Source organism: Streptomyces sp. B1I3 (genome assembly GCF_030816615.1).
Taxonomy (GTDB): Bacteria; Actinomycetota; Actinomycetes; order Streptomycetales; family Streptomycetaceae; genus Streptomyces.
Genome location: NZ_JAUSYD010000001.1, coordinates 5,579,813 through 5,596,122, shown reverse-complemented (window position 1 = coordinate 5,596,122; position 16,310 = coordinate 5,579,813). Strand labels below are relative to the sequence as shown.

The following is a 16,310-nucleotide window of genomic DNA, read 5'->3' as shown; positions in this document are numbered from 1 at the left end:
TCCGGTCCCCGCCCGGGGACCGGCGTCAACACCGGACAGACAAAAGCACTGGTGGGTGATTCCCGGCGGCGGCGGCGCGTCCGGCGGGCCGCCGACCCGTATGGCGCAGCAGGGTGATCATCATGACTTCACCCACTGACGAAGCGTCGCCCGTACTGCCTTCCCGCCGCACGGTGCTCTCCGGTGCCACCGCGGGTGCCGCGGCCCTGGCCGTGGCTGCCGCCCCGGCCGCTCCCGCGCGGGCGGTGCCGGCCGCCCCACTCGCTCCGGCCGCCGGCCCCGAATGGGACGCCTGCCTGACGGTGGCCCGCGCGATCCTCGTACGGGACGAGAACGACCGCCCGCTGGTTCCGCGTTACCGCGAGGTGCTGCTGGACAAGGGCCTGCCGCGCACCCGGGCGGCGCGCCGGCGGGTGCTGGTCGTCGGCGCCGGCCCGGCGGGGCTGACCGCCGCCCACCTCCTGCGTGAGGCCGGGCACACGGTCACCGTGATCGAGGCCAACGGCAACCGGGTCGGCGGCCGCATCAAGACCTTCCGGGCCGGTGGGCACGAGGAGGCGGAGCCGCCCTTCGCGGACCCGAAGCAGTACGCCGAGGCCGGCGCGATGCGGATTCCGGACAGTCATCCGCTGGTCACCGGGCTGATCGACGGTTTCGGGCTGAAGCGCCGGCGCTTCCACCTGGTCGATGTGGACGGTGAAGGCCGCCCCGCCAACCGCACCTGGATCCACGTCAACGGCGTCCGTGTGCGCCGAGCCGACTACGCGGCCAGGCCGCAGGCGGTCAACCGCTCCTTCGGGGTCCCCGCGCGCTTCGAGAACGTCCCCGCCTCGCAGATCGTCCGGGACGCCTTCGCCCCCGTGCGGGAGGAGATCGAGGGCAAGGAGGGCAGCGCGCTCGTCGAGGGATGGGCGACGGTGATCCAGCGGTACGGACACTGGTCGATGTTCCGCTACCTGACCGAGGCCGCCAAGCTCGACGTGCGCACCGTCGACCTCATCGGCACCGTCGAGAACATGACCTCACGGCTCCATCTCGCTTTCGTCCACAGCTTCATCGGTGCCTCCCTGATCAGTCCGGCCACCGCGTTCTTCGAGCTTCCCGACGGCACCGCCACGCTCGTCGACGCGATGTACGCACGCGTCGACGACCTGGTGCGTCTGGACCGCCGTGCCACCCGTATCACCCACGACAAGGACGGAGTGCGTGTCGAGACGGTCTCCGAGGGGCGCGGAGGCCCCGTGGTGCGCGAGACGTTCACCGGGGACCGGGCCGTCATCACGGTGCCGTTCTCCGGGCTGCGGCACATCCCGGTCTCCCCGGCGCTGTCGTACGGGAAGCGGCGTGCGATCACCGAGGTCCACTACGACGCGGCGACCAAGGTGCTGCTCGAGTTCAGCCGCCGCTGGTGGGAGTTCGACGAGGCGGACTGGAAGCGGGAGCTGGAGGCCGTGCGCCCCGGCCTGTACGACGCCTACCGCCTCGGCAGGGCCCCGGCCGACGGTTCCCTGCTCGGCGCCCATCCGTCCGTGCCCCGCGGCCACGTCCCACCCGGCCAGCGGGTGCACTACGCGGCCTGCCGGGCCACCGCACGCGACCAGCCCGAGGCGGCGCGCGTCATCGGCGGCGGATCGGTGACCGACAACCCCAACCGCTTCATGTACCAGCCGTCGCACCCGGTCGAGGGCAGCGCGGGCGGGGTGCTCCTCGCGTCGTACAGCTGGGCCGACGACGCCCTGAAGTGGGACTCCCTGGACGACGACGAGCGCTACCCGCGCACCCTGGGCGGCGTCCAGGACGTGTACGGGCAGCGCGTGGAGGTCTTCTACACGGGCGTGGGCCGCACCCAGTCGTGGATGCGCGACCCCTACGCGTACGGCGAGGCGTCGGTCCTCCTGCCGGGCCAGCACACCGAACTCTTCCCCGATGTGCGCACCCCGGAGGGACCGCTGCACTTCGCCGGCTGCCACACCTCGGTCAAGCCGGCCTGGATCGAGGGGGCCCTGGAGTCCGCGGTCAGGGTCGCACTGGAGGTCCACGGCGCCTGACCGGCGCCCTGCCGCCGGACCGGCCGGTCCGGCGGCAGGGCCCTCAGCCGGCTCGCCCCGTCGGCCTCATCGTTCCTTGTGCAGGGTGTAGGGCGACGACGGGGCCGGTTCCGGGGCGGCCCCGGGCGGTTCCGTCAGGTCGCGGGCGAGCAGCGTGGCCCCGGCGACGGCGCCCGGCATCAGGAACACGGCGACGAAGGGGACGAGGAAGGCGAGGGCGAGCGGCACGCCGAAGCCGAGTACCGCGGTCCGGCGTCCGCGCAGCAGGGCCAGCCGGTCCTTCAGGACCATGCCCCGGCGCTGGAGGGCGACCGCCGTGAGTTCCTCGCAGAGGAAGTAGCCGGAGACGCAGAAGCCGAGCGCGGGAACGGCGGTCTGGCCGATGACGGGGACGAACCCCAGGGCGAAGAGCAGGACGCCGTACAGCGCGACGCGCAGCAGGATGCGGACGGAGTCGCGGGCGGAGATCCACAGTTCGCGCCAGAGCGGCAGCCCCGACTCGGGCACCTCACCGCCCTCGCTGCGGTCGACCTCCTCGGAGAGGGACTCGTAGAAGGGCTGGCCGACCAGCAGGGTCACGGCGGTGAAGGTGATCACCGCGAGGAACAGCCCGAGGACGAAGACCAGGACGACGAGCGTGTTGCGCAGGAGCCCCGCCCACGGGGAGGACCAGTCGTCGGCGAACGGGGTGGCCCAGGCGACGAAGTCGTCGGCTCCGTATCCGAGTCCGACCAGCGCGCCCGTGTACAGGACGAGGGTGATGAGCCCCGGCAGCAGGCCGAGTCCGAGCCACCGGCCGTGTCCGAGGACCCACCGCTGTCCCTTTACCAAGTAACCGAAACCCGCCCCGAGATCACTCATGGGCGCCAGCGTACTTGCGCGAACCATTGACACGTCCCCGGGCTCGTCATTACCGTCACGCCAGCATTTCGAACGAGTGACGAAATACCGAACACGCAGAGAGGCAACATCCGTGCGTATCACCGGAATCAGCACGCATGTCGTGGGCACGCCCTGGCGCAATCTCACCTATGTCCAGGTGCACACCGATGAGGGCCTCACCGGGGTCGGCGAAACACGGATGCTCGGGCGCACGGACGCACTGCTCGGGTACCTGCGGGAGGCATCCGCCAACCACATCACCGGATCCGACCCGTTCGCGATCGAGGACCTCGTCCGCCGGATGAAGTACGGCGACTACGGGCGGGCCGGCGAGATCGTGATGTCCGGCATCGCGGTCATCGAGATGGCCTGCTGGGACATCAAGGGCAAGGCGCTCGGCGTCCCCGTCTGGGAGCTGCTCGGCGGGAAGGTCACCGACCGGGTCAAGGCGTACGCCAACGGCTGGTACACCACGGAGCGCACTCCGGAGGCCTACCACAAGGCGGCGCAGGGAGTCGTCGAGCGCGGATACCGGGCACTGAAGATCGACCCCTTCGGTACGGGCCACTTCGAGCTGGGCCAGGAGGAGACCCGCTACGCCGTGTCCCTCATCGAGGCCGTGCGCGACGCCATCGGCCCCGACACCGAGCTGATGCTGGAGATGCACGGGCGGTTCAGCCCGTCGACGGCGGTGCGGATCGCACGCGAGATGGCACCGTTCACGCCGGCGTGGCTGGAGGAGCCGGTGCCGCCGGAGAACCTCAAGGCGCTGAGCAAGGTCGCGGAGAAGGTCGACCTGCCGATCGCGACGGGTGAGCGCATCCACGACCGCATCGAGTTCCGCGAGCTCTTCGAGTCGCAGGCCGCCGACATCATCCAGCCGGACCTCGGCCACATCGGCGGCATCCTGGAGACCCGCAAGCTCGCCGCCACCGCCGAGACCCACTACACGCTGATCGCCCCGCACAACGTGGGTGGTTCGGTCCTGACGGCGGCCAGCCTCCAGCTCGCCGGCTGCACACCGAACTTCAAGATCCTCGAGCACTTCAACGACTTCGCGGACGCCGACATCAAGAAGGTCGTCAAGGGCGCGCCCCAGGTCGACCCCGCGACCGGCTGTTTCGAGCTCTCCCACGCCCCCGGGCTGGGTGTGGAGCTGGACGTGGACGCCGCAGCGGAGTTCCCGCAGCAGCAGGCGCGGTTCGACCTGTGGGCGGACGGCTGGGAGAAGAGGCAGCCCAAGTGAGCACGGTCTCGCGTTCGCTGGTCATCGACCGGCCCGGCAGCCACCGGCTGATCGAGGACGGCCTCCCGGAGCCCGGACCCGGTGAGGTCCGGGTGCGGGTCGCCGCGGCCGGAATCTGCATGAGCGACCGCGAGGTGTACGACGGCCACCGCGACGCGGCCTACGTGCGGTATCCCGTGGTGCCCGGTCACGAGTGGTCGGGGACCGTCGACGCCGTGGGCGAGGGCGTCGATCCCGCGCTCACCGGCCGGCGCACGGTCGCCGAGGGCTTCCGCGCCTGTGGGTCCTGCGAGCGGTGCCGGTGCGGGGAGACGTCCCTGTGCACGGCGGGGTACGAGGAGACGGGGTTCACCCGGCCCGGCGCGTTCGCCGACCATGTGGTGGTGCCGGCCCGGCTGCTGCACCCGCTCCCCGACGACGCGGACCTGCGGGCCGCCGCCCTGCTGGAGCCGGCCGCGGTGATCGCTGCGGCGGTGCGGGCGGGGGCACCCGAGCCGGGCGAGCGGATCGCGGTGGTCGGAGCCGGGACGCTCGGGCTGCTCGCGGTCCAGTTGCTGGCCGCCGTGTCACCGGCCGAGCTCACCGTGATCGACCCGCGCGGCACGCGGGCCTCCCAGGCCCTGGACTTCGGGGCGGGCGAGGCCCGGAGTCCCGAGGAGGCCGAGGGGGTCCGGGGCCGGTACGACCTGGTCGTGGAGACCGCCGGCGCCCCTTCCACCGCGGCCGACGCCTGTCTGCTGGCACGGCGCGGCGGGCGGGTGATCCTCACCGGGATGTTCACCCCGGGGGCCGTGGGCATCGATCCGGTGCACCTGTCCCTGAACCAGCTCACGGTGCGCAGCGTCTTCGGCGCCCCGTCGTCGGCCTGGTCGTACGCGGTGCGGGCGTTCGCGGCCGGACTGCTCGACCCGGCCCCGCTGATCACCCACGAGTTCCCGCTGGAGCGGTTCGCCGAGGCCGTCGCGCTCGTCGGCGCCGGAGGTCCGGAGACCGGGAAGGTGCTGCTGCGTCCGTGACGGGTCCGCCCTGATCCGTACACCGGTACGGCGGCGACCTGACCGCCTCCGTACCGGTGTACTCCCAAAGATCCGAACTTCGTCCGAAATACCGAACGTGAAGGACCAGCCGTGAACGACGTCCCTGCCCCTCCCTCCGGTACCACCGGCTTCCGCCGCCCCGGTGACGCCGTCCTCACCTCGCTCGGCCTCGGTCCGGCGCCCCTGCTGCCCTCCGACGCCTCCCCGCACTCCTTCCCCGACGGCGGGAGCTGGCGCACCGAGGTGCCGTCCGTGGAGGGCCCGGAGGCCCTCGGCGTCGTACTGAAGGAGTCCGCGAGGCTCGACGTCCCGGTCCACCGCATCAGCCAGGGCAGCGGTATCTGGATGCTGACCGACGCGGAGATCATCGAAATGGTGGAGGGCTGCGCCGAACGGGACATCGAACTCTGCCTGTTCACCGGGCCGCGCGGCACCTGGGACACCGGCGCCTCGGTCCGTACGGACTCCGGTGGCGCCGGGCTGCGATCCCGTGGCCACGACGCCCTGGCGGGCTGCGTCGAGGACGCCCTGCGCGCCACCGGGCTCGGGGTGAAGTGCCTGCTCGTGGCCGACGAGGGCGTGCTGTGGACCCTGCACCGGCTGCGCGAGCAGGGCGCCCTGCCCGCGGACACCACGTTCAAGGTCTCGGCGCTCATCGGGCCGGTGAACCCGGCCTCGTACGCCGTGTTCGAGCAGCTCGGCGCCGACTCGATCAACATCCCGTCCGACCTGACGCTCGCCCAGCTCACGGAGATCCGCCGGGTCTCCCGGGCCCCGATGGACCTCTACATCGAGGCCCCCGACGACCTCGGCGGCTACGTGCGGATGTACGAGGTCGCCGAACTGGTCCGGCGCGGCGCACCGCTGTACCTGAAGTTCGGCCTCTCCAAGTCGCCCGGGATCTACCCGTACGGCCGGCACCTGCGGGAGCTGGCGCTGGCCACGGCCAAGGAACGGGTGCGACGCGGCCGTCTCGCACTGGACCTGCTCGCCCGGCACGGGGCGGACGGGGGCATGGCTCCGCTCGGCACCCGGCTGCCGGGTCCGCTCAGCCGGTTCGGAACCTCGTCATAACGTTCCGGAAACACTTCCCCCAAAAAAAGACACAGCCGCGCACAATCCCACACACCCGTTCTCGGTCGATCCGCCCTCGGCGGCCAGGCACCACCGGACCGAGCCCTGACCCACATCAAGGATGATGACCATGCGCAACCGCAGAGCCGCACTCGCCGCCATAGCCTCCGCCGCCTCCCTCGCCCTCGCCCTGACCGCCTGCGGCCAGAACGGCGAGGGCGGCAGCGAGGAGGACAAGGGCGGCAGCGACGGCGCCACCATCGGCGTCGCGATGCCGACCAAGTCCTCCGAGCGCTGGATCTCCGACGGCGCCAACGTCGAGAAGGAACTGAAGGCCAAGGGCTACAAGACCAAGCTGGTCTACGGCGAGGACGACCCGGACCAGCAGGTCTCGCAGATCGAGAACATGATCACGCAGGGCGTGGACGCCCTGATCGTGGCCGCGATCGACAACAAGTCCCTGAACAACGTGCTGCAGCAGGCCAAGGACGCCGACATCCCGGTGATCTCCTACGACCGGCTGATCCTCGGCACGGAGAACGTCGACTACTACGCCTCGTTCGACAACGAGAAGGTCGGCGAGCTGCAGGGCACGTACATCGTGGACAAGCTCGGCCTGAAGGACGGCAAGAAGGGTCCCTTCAGCATCGAGCTGTTCGCCGGATCCAACGACGACAACAACACCAAGTACTTCTTCCAGGGCGCGATGAACGTCCTCCAGCCCTACGTGACCAAGGGCGAGCTGGTCGTCAGGTCCAAGCAGACCGCCCTTAACCAGGTCACCACCCTGCGCTGGGACGGCGGCACGGCGCAGAAGCGCATGGACGACCTGCTGACGTCCAGCTACCGCAGCACCCGGATCGACGCCGTGCTCTCCCCGTACGACGGCATCTCCATCGGCATCCTCTCCGCCCTGAAGTCGGACGGCTACGGCTCCAAGGCCAAGCCGATGCCGGTCGTCACCGGTCAGGACGCCGAGGTCGCCTCGGTGAAGTCGATCATCACGGGCGAGCAGACGCAGACCGTCTACAAGGACCTGCGCCAGCTCGCCAAGGTCGCCTCGAACATGGTCGACGCGGCCCTGAACGACAAGAAGCCCGAGGTCAACGACACGAAGTCCTACGACAACGGCGCGAAGGTCGTCCCCGCGTTCCTGCTGCAGCCGGTCAGCGTCGACAAGGCCAACTACAAGGAGGTCCTCGTCGACGGCGGCTACTACACCGAGAACGACCTCAAGTAACCGGGCCCCCTCAAGGATTGGAAGGCAAGACCATGGCGGGACCCGTCCTGGAAATGCGCTCGATCGTCAAGACCTTTCCCGGTGTCAAAGCGCTGTCGGACGTCTCACTGACCGTCCGCCAGGGCGAGGTCCACGCCATCTGCGGAGAGAACGGCGCCGGCAAGTCGACCCTGATGAAGGTGCTTTCCGGTGTCCATCCGCACGGCAGCTACGAAGGGGACGTCCTCTTCGAGAGCGAGACCTGCCGGTTCAAGGACATCCGGGCGAGCGAACAGCACGGCATCGTGATCATCCACCAGGAGCTGGCGCTGGTGCCGTACCTCTCCATCGCGGAGAACATCTTCCTCGGCAACGAGCACGCCAAGCACGGACTGATCAACTGGAACGACACCCTCAGGCACGCCGGCGAACTGCTGCGCCGGGTCGGTCTCGACGAGCACCCGGAGACCCGCGTCGCCGACATCGGCGTGGGCAAGCAGCAGCTGGTGGAGATCGCCAAGGCGCTCTCGAAGAAGGTGAAGCTGCTCATCCTCGACGAGCCGACGGCAGCGCTCAACGACGAGGACAGCGGCAAACTCCTCGACCTGATCCTCTCGCTGAAGGAACAGGGCATGACCTCGATCATCATCTCGCACAAGCTGAACGAGATCCGCCGGGTCGCCGACTCGGTCACGATCATCCGCGACGGGCGCTCCATAGAGACGCTCGACGTGAAGGCGGCGGATACGACCGAGGACCGGATCATCAGCGGGATGGTCGGCCGCGACCTGGAGAACCGCTTCCCGGAGCGGACCCCGCACCACCCGGAGGAGGGGACCGCGCCCGCCCTGGAGATCCGCAACTGGACCGTGCACCACCCCATCGACCAGCAGCGCAAGGTCGTCGACGACGTCTCGATCGAGGTGCGGCGCGGCGAGATCGTCGGGATCGCCGGGCTCATGGGCGCCGGCCGCACCGAGCTGGCGATGAGCGTCTTCGGCCGCTCCTACGGCCGCTACGCGGGCGGCACCGTCCTCCGGGACGGCACGGAGATCCGTACGAAGTCCGTCCCCGAGGCGGTCAGGCACGGCATCGCGTACGCCACCGAGGACCGCAAGCACTACGGGCTCAACCTGATCGACACCATCAACCGGAACATCTCGCTGACCGCTCTGGGCAAGGTCTCCAAGCGGGGCCTGGTCGACGAGCACGGGGAGCGGCAGGTCGCCGAGGGCTTCCGCACCTCCATGAACATCAAGGCGCCGACCGTCTTCGAGACGGTGGGCAAGCTGTCCGGCGGCAACCAGCAGAAGGTCGTCCTCAGCAAGTGGATCTTCGCGGGTCCCGAGGTGCTGATCCTGGACGAGCCCACGCGCGGCATCGACGTGGGCGCCAAGTACGAGATCTACACGGTCATCGACCAGCTGGCCGCCCAGGGCAAGGCGGTCGTCTTCATCTCCTCCGAACTGCCCGAGCTGCTCGGCATGTGCGACCGGATCTACACGATGGCCGCGGGCCGGCTGACGGGTGAGTTCTCGCGGGCCGAGGCCTCGCAGGAAGCGCTGATGCGTCAGATGACGAAGGACAAAGAGGTAACCCGATGAGCACGGACCTGACCGCCAAGACCCCGGCCCCCGCGCCGCACGGCGGAGGCGGACCGGCCTCCGGCGACGGCCTGCTGCAACTGATGCTCGGCGGCATGCGCCGCAACATGCGCCAGTACGGCATGCTGATGGCCCTCGGCCTGATCGTGGTGCTGTTCGCGGTGTGGACGGACGGCGACCTGCTGCTGCCGCGCAACGTCTCCAACCTGGTGCTGCAGAACAGCTACATCCTGATCCTCGCGATCGGCATGATGCTCGTCATCATCGCGGGCCACATCGACCTCTCGGTCGGATCCCTGACCGCGTTCATCGGCGCGATGGCCGCCGTGCTGATGGTCGAGCACGATCTCCCCTGGCCGCTCGCGGTGGTGCTCTGCCTGGCCATCGGCGCCGTCGCGGGCTCGGTGCAGGGGTTCTTCATCGCCTATCTCGGCATACCGTCGTTCATCGTGACCCTCGCGGGCATGCTGCTCTTCCGCGGTCTGACGGAGATCTTCCTGAAGGGCCAGACCCTCGGCCCGTTCCCCAAGGACCTCCAGGAGATAGCCAACGGCTTCCTGCCCGAGGTCGGCCCCACCACCAACTACCACAACCTCACGCTGGTGCTGGGCTTCGCCCTGATCGCCTTCGTGGTGCTGCAGGAGGTCCGCGACCGCAAGCGGCAGCAGGAGTTCGCCCTCGACGTGCCGCCGGTCAAGCTGTTCCTGCTGAAGCTGGTCGCACTGGTCTCGGCCGTCCTCGTCGTCACGCTGCTGCTCGCCAGCTACAAGGGCGCCCCGGTCGTACTCCTCATCCTCGGCGTGCTGGTCGTCGGGTTCGGCTACCTGATGCGCAACGCGATCATCGGCCGGCACATCTACGCCATCGGCGGCAACCTGCCCGCGGCCAAACTGTCGGGCGTGAAGGACAAGAAGGTCACCTTCCTGGTCTTCCTGAACATGGGCATGCTCGCGGCCCTGGCGGGTCTGGTCTTCGCCGCCCGCTTCAACGCGGCCTCGCCCAAGGCCGGCCTCAACTTCGAGCTGGAGGCCATCGCCGCCTCGTTCATCGGCGGCGCGTCGATGAGCGGCGGCGTCGGAACGGTCCTCGGCGCGATCGTCGGTGGTCTGGTCCTCGGCGTGCTGAACAACGGAATGAACCTCGTCGGCATCGGCACCGACTGGCAGCAGGTCATCAAGGGCGCGGTGCTGCTGGCCGCGGTCGGCTTCGACGTCTGGAACAAGCGCAAGGTCGGCTCGTAACACCCCCTCTTCCAACAGGAGTTGTTTCATGACCGGAACCAGCAGACGCACCGTCCTGGCGGCCACGGCCGCCGCCGGGCTGGCCGTGGCGGCAGGCACCCCGGCCGCGCACGCCGCGGCCGCCGGACGCACCCCGTCCAAGGAGCTCTTCGGTACGCTCGCCGACGGGACGAAGGTGCACCGCTGGACCCTCGCCAACGGCGGGACCCGGCTGAGGGTCCTGTCCTGGGGAGGCGTCGTCCAGTCCCTGGAGACCCACGACCGCAGGGGCCGGACGGCGAACGTCGCGCTCGGCTTCGACAACCTCGCGGACTACGTGGCGAAGTCCCCGTACTTCGGCGGGCTGATCGGGCGGTACGGCAACCGCATCGCCGAGGGGCGCTTCACCCTCGACGGGGTCACGCACCAACTGCCGGTCAACGACGGCCCCAACAGCCTGCACGGCGGCGACCAGGGCTTCGACAAGCGGGTCTGGGACGTGAAGCCGTTCACCGAACGCGGCGACACCGGACTGGTCCTGACCCGGACCAGCCCGGACGGCGAGGCCGGCTATCCGGGCGCGCTCGCCGTCCGCGTCGTCTACACCCTCACCTCCCGGGGGGAGTGGCGCATCGACTACACGGCGACCACGAACCGCGCCACCGTCCTCAACCTGACCAGCCACACCTATTTCAATCTGGCGGGCGAGGGCAGCGGGAGCGTCGACGGGCATCTGCTGGAACTCGCGGCGTCGCGCTACACCCCCGTCGGCGCGACGCTCATCCCGACGGGTGAGCTCGCCCCGGTGGCCCGTACGCCGTTCGACTTCCGGCGGTCCCGCGCCATCGGGGAGGCCGTCCGCACCCCGCACGAGCAGGTCGGCTACGGACAGGGGATCGACCACAACTACGTGCTGGACAAGGGGATCACGGCCCGCCCGGAGTACGCGCTGACCGTGACGGACCCCGGGTCGGGCCGGGTGATGAAGATGTACACGACAGAGCCCGGCATGCAGGTCTACACCGGCAACTTCCTCGACGGCACGCTGACGGGCACCGCGGGCCGGGTGTACCGCCAGGGCGACGCGTTCTGCCTGGAGTCGCAGCACTTCCCCGACTCCCCCAACCAGCCGTCGTTCCCCTCGACGGTGCTGCGTCCCGGTGAGACGTACCGTTCGACGACGGTGCACGCCTTCTCGGCACGCTGACACGCCTTCCGGCAGCCGGACCACGAGCGGCGCCCTCCCCCTGCCCGGGGGAGGGCGCCGCTCGCCGTCGTCAGACCAGCCGGATCATGTTCCAGGACAGCGGCTCCAGCACGGCCTTCAGGACGCCGTCGGTCAGCTCGGTGCCCTCGGCCGGATGCGGTGTGACCCGCTCGGGCTCGGCGAGGGTGTTACGGGCCTCCGGGTCGGCGTCCGCGACCACCTGGTGCTCGGCGACCCGGTCCAGGCCGAGTCCGGCCAGGGCGACTTCGAGCGGCAGCACGGCGTCCTGGCTGCGGTTGACCGCGAAGACGGTGACGGCGCCCGTCTCCGGGTCCCGTACGGCGGTGGCGTGCAGCAGGTCCGCCTCGCCGTACTTCGCCGTCCCGTACGTCGGCGAGTCCACCCGTACGTCCAGCACCTGGCCCCGCCCGTACCGCGCGGCCTGGGCGAAGGGGAAGAAGGTGGTCTGCCGCCAGGCGGGCCCGCCGGGCTCGGTCATGATCGGCGCGATGACGTTGACCAGCTGGGCGAGGCAGGCGACGGTCACCCGGTCCGCGTGCCGCAGCAGTGCGATGAGCAGGCTGCCGAAGACGACGGCGTCGGTGACGGTGTAGTTGTCCTCCAGCAGGCGCGGCGCCTCGGGCCAGTCGAGCGGGTTCTCCTCCGTCTCCTGCTGGAAGCGCCTCTGGTACCAGACGTTCCACTCGTCGAAGGAGAGGTTGATCCTCTTCGGCGACTTCAGGCGCGCCCCGACGTGGTCGCAGGTCGCGACGACGCTCTCGATGAAGGACTCCATGTCCACGGCCGAGGCGAGGAAGGAGTCCCGGTCGCCGTCGGTCTCCTCGTAGTAGGCGTGCAGCGAGACGTAGTCGACGAGGTCGTAGGTCTCGGCCAGGACCGTCGCCTCCCAGGCGGCGAAGGTCGGCATGGCGCGGCTGGAGGACCCGCAGGCGACGAGCTGGACGGTCGGGTCGATCTGGCGCATCGCGCGCGCGGTCTCGGCCGCGAGCCGCCCGTACTCCTCGGCGGTCTTGTGGCCGGTCTGCCAGGGGCCGTCCATCTCGTTGCCCAGGCACCACAGCTTGATGCCGAAGGGGTCCTTGTCGCCGTGGGCGATCCTGCGGTCGGAGAGCTCGGTACCGGACGGGTGGTTGGCGTACTCCTGGAGCTGGATGGCCTCCTGGACGCCGCGGGTGCCGAGGTTGACCGCGAGCATCGGTTCGGCCTGGGGGCCGACCTTCCTGAGGAAGTCGATGTACTCGGAAAGGCCGAAACGATTCGTCTCCGTGGAGCGCCACGCGAGGTCGAGGCGGCGGGGGCGCTCGTCGGCGGGGCCGACGCTGTCCTCCCAGCGGTAGCCGGAGACGAAGTTGCCCCCGGGGTAACGGATGGCGGTGACGCCCAGCTCGCGGACCAGGTCGAGGACGTCGGTGCGCAGCCCGGCCTCGTCGGCGCGCGGGTGGCCCGGTTCGTGGATGCCGTCGTAGACGCAGCGTCCCAGGTGTTCGACGAACGATCCGAAGAGCCGGGGGTTCACCTCACCCACGGTGAAGGCGGGGTCGAGGGTGAAGCGCGCGGTGCGGGTCATGACTTCCTCACGGGTCGACTGCCTATGTTCGAGATTTCGAATGCTGCTCGTATTCTCGAACGGGACCGTAGGGTCAACCTCCGCGGGCCGTCAATGCCCCGTGCGCACCTTTACCCGCGGGTACGGCCGAGGGCCGCACCCCTGGAGCGGGATGCGGCCCTCGGACGTACGGATGACCTGCTCAGCCGACCGACAGCTCGACCTTGATGTTGCCGCGGGTGGCGTTCGAGTACGGGCACACCTGGTGCGCCTTCTCGATGAGCGACTGGGCGGTGGCCCTGTCGACGTTCGGGATGGAGGCGGTGATCGCCACCTCCAGGCCGAAACCGCCCGCCTCGGTCTTGCCGATGCCGACGGACGCGGTGACTGTCGAGCCGGAGATGTCGGCCTGCTCCTTGCGGGCGACCACGCCGAGCGCGCCCTGGAAGCAGGCGCTGTAGCCGGCTGCGAAGAGCTGCTCGGGGTTGGTGCCCGCGCCGCTGCCCCCCATCTCCTTCGGCGGGTTGACGACGACGTCGAGCTTGCCGTCGTCGGTGGAGACACGGCCGTCACGGCCGTTCTCCGCGGTGGCGACGGCGGTGTAGGCCACGTCTATGTTCTGGATGGTCATACCGGGGATTCCTCCTGCTGATGCGCCGCGGCTCGCGCCCACGACCGCGACGGCCTGGGCCGAGCCTAGCGGGTGACGGACAGGGCCGGTCAGGCGTCCAGCGAAACGATCATCTTGCCGGTGTTCTCGCCGCGCAGGAGGCCCAGGAACGCGTCGAAGCCGTTCTCGATGCCCTCGACCTTCGTCTCGCGGTACTTGAGCTCCCCGGAGGCGAGCCAGCCGGCGACCTCCTGGACGAACTGCGGCTGCAGATCGGAGTGGTCGCCGACGAGCATGCCCTGCAGGCGCAGCCGCTTGCCGATGACCAGCGCGAGGTTGCGGGGGGCCGGGGTGGGCTCCGTGGCGTTGTACTGGGCGATCATGCCGCAGATGGTGGCGCGGCCGTGCACGTTGAACGAGGAGATCGCGGCCTCCAGGTGGTCGCCGCCGACGTTGTCGAAGTAGACGTCGATGCCGTCCGGCGCCGCCTCGCGCAGCTGGTCCCTGACGGGGCCGTTCTTGTAGTTGAAGGCCGCGTCGAAGCCGTACTCCTCGACCAGGAGCTTGACCTTCTCGTCGGATCCGGCCGAACCGATGACCCGTGAGGCACCCTTCAGCTTCGCCATCTGGCCGACCTGGCTGCCGACCGCGCCGGCCGCACCGGAGACGAAGACGGCGTCACCCTCCTTGAAGGAGGCGACGTCGAACAGGCCGGCGTAGGCGGTGAGGCCGGTCATGCCGAGGACGCCGAGGTAGGCGGAGAGCGGGGCGAGCAAGGCGTCGACCTTCACCGCGTGCTTGGCCGGCACGTCGGCGTACTCGCGCCAGCCGAGGCCGTGCAGCACGTGGTCGCCCACGGCGAAGCCGTCGGCGTTCGAGGCGACGACCTCGCCTACAGCGCCGCCGTCCATGGGGTGGTCGAGCTTGAACGGCGGAGTGTAGGACTTCACGTCGTTCATCCGGCCACGCATGTAGGGGTCGACCGAGAAGTACAGGTTACGGACGAGGACGCGGCCCTCGCCGGGAGCGGTCACCGGCGCCTCGCGCAGCGCGAAGTCCTTGGCCTCCGGCCATCCCTGCGGGCGGGCGACGAGGTGCCATTCGCGGCTGGACGTGGGAAGTGCTGCAGACATGGGCTGGGGGTCTCCTCGATGTCTCACGGAACGTGTGGGGCGGGAAGCGGAAATGCTTCATTACCTGAAACAACCATGCGCTCCGATATTTCACCTTGTCAAGTAATTGGGTATCCTGAGTGTCATGGCCACTTCGCGCACGGACCCGCTGACCCTGGACGTCATCGAACTCATCGGCGGCGTCGTGGCCCGCTACCACGAGGAGTACGACCGGGCCGCGGCCGCCCACGCCCTGACCGGCGCCCAGGCCCGTGTACTCGGTCTCCTCTCCCTCGAACCGATGCCCATGCGCAAGGTCGCCCGGAAACTGAAGTGCGAGCCCTCCAACATCACCGGCATAGTCGACCGGCTGGAGCTCCGCGGCCTGGTGGAGCGCCGCCCGGACCCCGCCGACCGGCGGGTGAAACTGGCCGCCCCGACCCAGGAAGGCATACGGACGGCCCGGCAGCTGCGGGACGCGCTGGACTTCGCCCGCGAGCCGCTCGCCGAGCTGTCGGAGGCGGAGCGCACGATGCTGCGCGACCTGCTGCGCCGCATGCTCGGCGAGGAGCCCGCGGGCCGGCCGGAGGACGTGCCCCCCACCGCTCCCCCGGAGACGGCCGTGGCCCTCGGCCGCACCGCCAGGTGAACATCGCGCGGTCGAACCGGCGCCCGATCAGGTCCGCGGGCGGATGAGCCGGTACCGGATGCCGCAGTCGCCCCACGTCATCCCGGCACCACGCGCCGCCGCCCAGCTCGCGGGCCCTTGGGGCGCCACCGTCGCAAGGCCGTCGCCCGGCTGACCGTCGAGGGAGGTCCGGCGGCAGCCCGTCCTCAGGTGCAGAACCAGAGCCACCGCGTGCAGGTCTCGGTCGGCGAGGGGCTGGGCGAGGGCTCCTCCGGGGGCTCCGGCCGCGTCGGGTCCGCGGTCGGCCGGCCGGAAGGCGTCGGATCGGCCGGCGTCCCCGTGTCCGGGGGGTCCGAGGGGTTCGTGGGGTCCGAGGGTGTGGACGCGGAGGGCGGCTCCTCCGGCGGTGCGGACGCCGACTCGGGCGCCCCGGAATCCTCCGGCGCCGCCGACGTGGCCGGCCCGGCGTCCGCGGAGTGGGAGTCCGTCACCGGGACGGCGGTGGGGACGTCCACCGGCCCGGGGCCGTCGTGCACCGTGCCGGCCGAGGGAGGCGGCACGGGTTCGGTGACGGTCGCCGTCGCCTCGCTCACGTACTCGGCGGCGCCGTCCTCGTGCTCGGGTTCCACCGCCAGCTCGGCCAGGCTCAGCGCACCGGCGGCCAGTACCACGCCGACCGCCGTCAGCAGCAGCCCGCGCCCGCGGCGCCGGTGCACGCGACGGCCGCCTTTGCGGCCCGCAGCGCCCCGGGCGCGGCGGCGGGACCCTCCCCTCCCCGAGGGCTCGAGGATCTCGCCCGGCGGCTCCGGTTCGTGAACGGAGCGGGCCGGGACCGCGTAGGGGGCCAGCGCGTCGG

The 16,310-nt window shown here is 70.3% G+C and carries 14 protein-coding genes; 9 read left to right on the top strand and 5 right to left on the bottom strand.

What is annotated here, in order from left to right:
• Positions 1 to 122: 122 nt before the first annotated feature.
• Positions 123 to 2,048, top strand: a complete 1,926-nt coding sequence (locus tag QFZ58_RS25420; RefSeq protein WP_307127207.1) for an FAD-dependent oxidoreductase — start codon at positions 123 to 125, stop codon at positions 2,046 to 2,048.
• Positions 2,049 to 2,114: 66 nt separating this feature from the next.
• On the opposite strand, the gene QFZ58_RS25415 is transcribed toward QFZ58_RS25420, so the two are convergent.
• The gene (locus QFZ58_RS25415) at positions 2,115 to 2,909 is read right to left on the bottom strand and encodes an EI24 domain-containing protein (RefSeq protein WP_307127206.1); all 795 of its coding nucleotides are present in this window, start codon (positions 2,907 to 2,909) and stop codon (positions 2,115 to 2,117) included.
• 112 nt (positions 2,910 to 3,021) lie between these two features.
• On the opposite strand from QFZ58_RS25415, the gene QFZ58_RS25410 reads away from it, so the two are divergent.
• The 7 genes from QFZ58_RS25410 to QFZ58_RS25380 all read left to right on the top strand — a co-directional run bounded on the left by QFZ58_RS25410 (position 3,022) and on the right by QFZ58_RS25380 (position 11,537).
• Positions 3,022 to 4,176: a mandelate racemase/muconate lactonizing enzyme family protein gene (locus tag QFZ58_RS25410; RefSeq protein WP_307127205.1), complete on the top strand. Its 1,155-nt coding sequence runs from the start codon at positions 3,022 to 3,024 to the stop codon at positions 4,174 to 4,176.
• On the top strand, positions 4,173 to 5,192 hold the full coding sequence (locus QFZ58_RS25405; RefSeq protein ID WP_307127204.1) for a zinc-binding dehydrogenase: 1,020 nt from the start codon (positions 4,173 to 4,175) through the stop codon (positions 5,190 to 5,192). The genes QFZ58_RS25410 and QFZ58_RS25405 overlap by 4 nt, the downstream gene beginning before the upstream one ends.
• Positions 5,193 to 5,303: 111 nt before the next feature.
• Positions 5,304 to 6,287 carry a hypothetical protein gene (locus QFZ58_RS25400; RefSeq protein WP_307127203.1) on the top strand — a complete coding sequence of 328 codons (984 nt, stop codon included), beginning with the start codon at positions 5,304 to 5,306 and terminating at the stop codon, positions 6,285 to 6,287.
• Positions 6,288 to 6,417: 130 nt separating this feature from the next.
• Positions 6,418 to 7,527 carry a multiple monosaccharide ABC transporter substrate-binding protein gene (gene chvE / locus QFZ58_RS25395; RefSeq protein WP_307127202.1) on the top strand — a complete coding sequence of 370 codons (1,110 nt, stop codon included), beginning with the start codon at positions 6,418 to 6,420 and terminating at the stop codon, positions 7,525 to 7,527.
• A 32-nt stretch (positions 7,528 to 7,559) separates the two neighbouring features.
• The gene (gene mmsA / locus QFZ58_RS25390; protein WP_307127201.1) at positions 7,560 to 9,110 is read left to right on the top strand and encodes a multiple monosaccharide ABC transporter ATP-binding protein; all 1,551 of its coding nucleotides are present in this window, start codon (positions 7,560 to 7,562) and stop codon (positions 9,108 to 9,110) included.
• Entirely contained in the window at positions 9,107 to 10,351 is a 1,245-nt protein-coding gene (gene mmsB, locus QFZ58_RS25385) for a multiple monosaccharide ABC transporter permease (RefSeq protein ID WP_307127200.1), read from the top strand. Before mmsA ends, mmsB begins: the two co-directional genes overlap by 4 nt.
• 28 nt (positions 10,352 to 10,379) lie before the next feature.
• Entirely contained in the window at positions 10,380 to 11,537 is a 1,158-nt protein-coding gene (locus tag QFZ58_RS25380; protein ID WP_307127199.1) for an aldose epimerase family protein, read from the top strand.
• A gap of 70 nt (positions 11,538 to 11,607) precedes the next feature.
• Here the strand turns inward: QFZ58_RS25380 and QFZ58_RS25375 are convergent, their stop codons facing one another.
• From QFZ58_RS25375 to QFZ58_RS25365, 3 genes are all read right to left on the bottom strand, one after another.
• Positions 11,608 to 13,125 (bottom strand): alpha-N-arabinofuranosidase, encoded by a 1,518-nt coding sequence (locus tag QFZ58_RS25375; RefSeq protein ID WP_307127198.1) that lies wholly within the window; start codon positions 13,123 to 13,125, stop codon positions 11,608 to 11,610.
• Between the two features lie 181 nt (positions 13,126 to 13,306).
• Positions 13,307 to 13,735 carry an organic hydroperoxide resistance protein gene (locus QFZ58_RS25370; protein ID WP_307127197.1) on the bottom strand — a complete coding sequence of 143 codons (429 nt, stop codon included), beginning with the start codon at positions 13,733 to 13,735 and terminating at the stop codon, positions 13,307 to 13,309.
• An 89-nt stretch (positions 13,736 to 13,824) separates the two neighbouring features.
• A complete protein-coding gene (locus QFZ58_RS25365) occupies positions 13,825 to 14,847 on the bottom strand; it encodes an NADP-dependent oxidoreductase (protein ID WP_307127196.1) in 1,023 nt (340 codons plus the stop codon).
• Positions 14,848 to 14,971: 124 nt separating this feature from the next.
• On the opposite strand from QFZ58_RS25365, the gene QFZ58_RS25360 reads away from it, so the two are divergent.
• The gene (locus QFZ58_RS25360; protein WP_307127195.1) at positions 14,972 to 15,475 is read left to right on the top strand and encodes a MarR family winged helix-turn-helix transcriptional regulator; all 504 of its coding nucleotides are present in this window, start codon (positions 14,972 to 14,974) and stop codon (positions 15,473 to 15,475) included.
• A 185-nt stretch (positions 15,476 to 15,660) separates the two neighbouring features.
• Here QFZ58_RS25360 and QFZ58_RS25355 read toward each other — a convergent pair whose 3' ends face one another.
• Positions 15,661 to 16,170, bottom strand: coding sequence for a hypothetical protein (locus QFZ58_RS25355; protein WP_307127194.1), 510 nt, complete (start codon positions 16,168 to 16,170; stop codon positions 15,661 to 15,663).
• Between the last annotated feature and the right edge of the window lie 140 nt (positions 16,171 to 16,310).